The sequence below is a fragment of the Streptosporangium sp. NPDC005286 genome, from assembly GCF_040607515.1.
GTDB lineage: Bacteria > Actinomycetota > Actinomycetes > Streptosporangiales > Streptosporangiaceae > Streptosporangium.
The window spans coordinates 1-3,553 of sequence record NZ_JBEXGU010000345.1 but is presented as its reverse complement, the minus strand read 5'-3'; the positions used below and the strand labels follow the sequence as shown (position 1 = coordinate 3,553).

Annotated in this window: 3 protein-coding genes; 2 read left to right on the top strand and 1 reads right to left on the bottom strand. The window is 71.2% G+C overall.

Going from position 1 to position 3,553, the window contains the following annotated elements; all coding sequences use genetic code 11:
* On the bottom strand, positions 1 to 210 hold a 210-nt coding region (locus tag ABZU75_RS45800), incomplete at its 3' end, for a hypothetical protein (protein WP_355569664.1).
* 30 nt (positions 211 to 240) lie between these two features.
* On the opposite strand from ABZU75_RS45800, the gene ABZU75_RS45795 reads away from it, so the two are divergent.
* Positions 241 to 1,182 carry a condensation domain-containing protein gene (locus tag ABZU75_RS45795; RefSeq protein ID WP_355569659.1) on the top strand — a complete coding sequence of 314 codons (942 nt, stop codon included), beginning with the start codon at positions 241 to 243 and terminating at the stop codon, positions 1,180 to 1,182.
* Positions 1,179 to 3,553: amino acid adenylation domain-containing protein (locus tag ABZU75_RS45790; RefSeq protein ID WP_355569655.1), on the top strand; the 2,375-nt coding region annotated here is incomplete at its 3' end. The genes ABZU75_RS45795 and ABZU75_RS45790, both read left to right, overlap by 4 nt.

Here is a 3,553-nt window from a genome sequence, read left to right as displayed (position 1 = left end):
CACGAAGGAGCCGGTCAGGAAGCGGCTCCGCAGGCGGCAGTTCACGAAGGGGCCATCCAACGATCGGCCCCGCGAAAGACGACAGCGCACGAAGGAGCCGGTCAGGAAGCGGCTCCGCAGGCGGCAGTTCACGAAGGGGCCATCCAACGATCGGCCCCGCGAAAGACGACAGCGCACGAAGGGGTCATCCGGCAAGACGCGACCGCTCAAGAAGGGCTCCTTCAGGGAGCGGTCGCTCAGGTGAGAGTCCCGGTGCTGGAGCCGGTGCCCACCTCCTTCCGTACCTGGGCACACCGCCTGCACGACGAGGCTCCCAACAGGGTCGGCGAACTCGACCACTGGGCCGAGATCCTCGACGGCCCTGATCCGCGTATCGGGCGCAGGCCCCTCGATCCGCGTCTCGACACCGCCGCGACGTTGCGCAGTCTCCGCCGTACCCTGCCTCCGGCGAAGGCCGAACCTCTGCTGGCGGCCGTCCCCGCCGCGTTCCACGGCCGGGTCAACGACGTGCTGCTCGCTGGGCTGGCCCTGGCCGTGACCCACTGGCGCAGGAGGCGCGGCGCCCGGGGCACCTCCGTCCTGCTCGACCTGGAGGGGCACGGCCGTGCGGAGATCTTCCCCGACGTCGACCTGTCCAGGACCGTGGGCTGGTTCACCACCATCCACCCCGTCAGGCTCGACCCGGGTCTGACCAGCTGGTCCGACGAGCGGGCCGCGGCTCAGGCGATCAAAAAGGTCAAGGAGCAGCTCAGGGCGCTGCCCGACCCGCTGGGTTACGGGATGCTCCGCCATCTCGCGCCGGAGACCGCGCAGAAGCTCGCCGAGCTTCCCCGCCCGCAGATCGTGTTCAACTACCTCGGCCGGGTCGCGGTCACCGGAGGCGACTGGAACCTGGTTCCCACCGAGATCGGCGGCTACGACCCCGGGATGCCGGTGGCCCATGTCCTGGAGGTCAACGTGACCACGCACGACCGGCCGGACGGCCCTCACCTGGAGGCCGTCTGGTCCTGGCCCGAGGGGGTGCTCGACGAGGCGGAGGTCGCCGAACTGGCCGAGACCTGGTTCGAGGCGCTCGCCGGGCTGGCCGAGCACGGCGCGGGAGGACACACACCGAGCGACCTCCTGGTCGATCTGGACCAGGAGGAGATCGACCGTATCCAAGCCGCGTGGGAGAAGCGTTGACGCAGGTCCAGGACATCCTCCCGCTCTCGCCGCTGCAGCAGGGCCTGTTCTTCCACGCCCTCCACGACGAGCACGACCTCTACACCGCGCAGGTCACCCTCGACCTGGACGGCCCGCTGGACGTCCCCGCGCTCCGTGCCGCCGCCGCCAGGCTGCTCGAACGCCACTCCAACCTGCGCGCCGCCTTCTGGCACGAGGACCTCAGCCGGCCCGTCCAGGTCATTCCGGACAGTGTCGAACCGTCCTGGCGGGAGGTCGAGGGGGCAGATCCGGCCGCGGTGGCCGCGGAGGAGAGGGCACGCCCGTTCGACCTGGCGGTGCCGCCGCTCATCCGCTTCGTTCTCGTACGACCGGAGCCCGGCAGGCACCGGCTGATCATCACCAACCATCACATCCTGCTCGACGGATGGTCCACCCCGCTGCTTGTCGCCGAACTGCTGGCGCTCTATCTCGGTGTGGAGGCTCCGCCCGCGCCGCCGTACAAGAACTACCTGGCCTGGCTGTCCCGCCAGGACCGCGCCGCCGCGAAGGATGCCTGGGACCGGGCACTGGAGGGCATTGACGAGCCGACGCTGGTCGCGCCCGCCGCGGGCGCGCCCGTGACGCCGGGCAAGGTCGCCACCGAGCTGGGCGCCGACCTGACCGCCGCGCTGACCAGACTGGCCCGTCGCCGTGGCGTCACGGTCAACACGGTCCTGCAGGGAGTGTGGGGACTACTGCTCGCCAAGCTGACCGGCCGCGAGGACGTCGTCTTCGGCGCGGTCGTATCGGGCCGCCCGCCTGAGCTGCCCGGGGTCGAGCGCATGGTCGGCCTGTTCATCAACACCGTGCCGGTCCGGGTCCGGCTCCGGCCCGCCGAGTCCGTCGGCGAAATGCTGGAACGCCTCCAGGACGAGCAGGCGGAGCTGATGCCCCACCATCACCTGGGGCTGACCGAAATCCAGCGCGGCATCCTGTTCGACACGGTCACCGTGCTGGAGAACTACCCATTCGATCCCTCCACCGCAGGTACCGCCCTTGGCGAGGTGCGGCTGACCGGCTTCGGCTCGACAGACGCCCATCACTACCCTCTCGCCCTCGCCGCCGTCCCCGGCGACCGCCTCACCCTGCGGCTGGACCACCGGCCCGACCTGTTCAGCACCGCCGAGGCCCGGCGGCTGCTCGACCGGATGAGCCTGCTGCTCACCACGATCGTCACCGACCCGGACACGCCGGTCGGCCGGATCGGCATCCTTGACGTCGCCGAGCACAACCAGGCCGTCGAGGAGTGGAACGACACCGGAGTACCGGTGCCGCGCCGTACGTTGCCCGAGCTCTTCGAAGCCGCCGTCGTCCGTGACCCCGAGGCCACCGCGCTGGTCCACCTCGGCGAGGCTGTCACGTACGGGCAGCTCAACGGCCGCGCCAACCGGTTGGCTCGGCTGCTGGTGGCCGAGCACGGAATCGGTCCCGAGCGGTTGGTGGCGCTGAGGCTGCGCCGTTCCGCTGATCTGGTGGTCGCGGCGCTGGCCGTGCTGAAGGCGGGCGGTGCGTACCTGCCCGTCGACCTCGGCTACCCGGAGGAACGGGTCGTCTACATGCTCGAGGACGCCGCCCCCGCCCTGGTGGTCGACGCCGGCTGGCTGGCCGGGGCCGACACCTCCGGATACGCGGAGTCCGATCTCGGTGTGCCGCTCGTGCCGGAGCGTCCGGCGTACGTGATCTACACCTCCGGCTCGACGGGGCGGCCCAAGGGCGTCGTGGTCACCCACGCCGGCATCGCCGCCCTCGCGTGCTCGCAGGTCGACAGGTTCGGGATCACCCCGGACAGCCGCGTTCTGCACTTCGCCTCGCCGAGCTTCGACGCCTCGGTCATGGAACTGCTGATGGCCTTCGCCGCCGGGGCCGCCCTTGTCATTCCTCCTTCCGGCGCCTACAGCGGAGCCGCGCTGGCCGATGCCCTGCGGGAGGCGCGGGTCACCCACGCCCTGATCCCCCCGGCAGCCCTGGCCGGGGTTCCGGAGGTCTCGCTGCCCGACCTGCGGACCTTGATCGTCGGCGGGGACGCCTGCGCGCCGAACCTGGTGGACGCCTGGGCCCCCGGCCGTCTGATGATCAACGCGTACGGCCCGACAGAGGCGACCATCGCCGCCACCATGAGCGCCCCCCTGAAGGCGGGTGAGATCCCGCCGATCGGCTCGCCGGTCCGCGACGCCCGGGCGTACGTGCTGGATTCGTGGCTGCGGCCGGTTCCGGCCGGGGTGGAGGGGGAGCTGTACCTGGCCGGGCCTGGTCTCGCGCGGGGGTATCTGGGGCGGGCCGGGTTGACGGCGGAGCGGTTTGTGGCGTGTCCGTTTGATGGGTCCGGTGGGCGGATGTATCGGACGGGGGA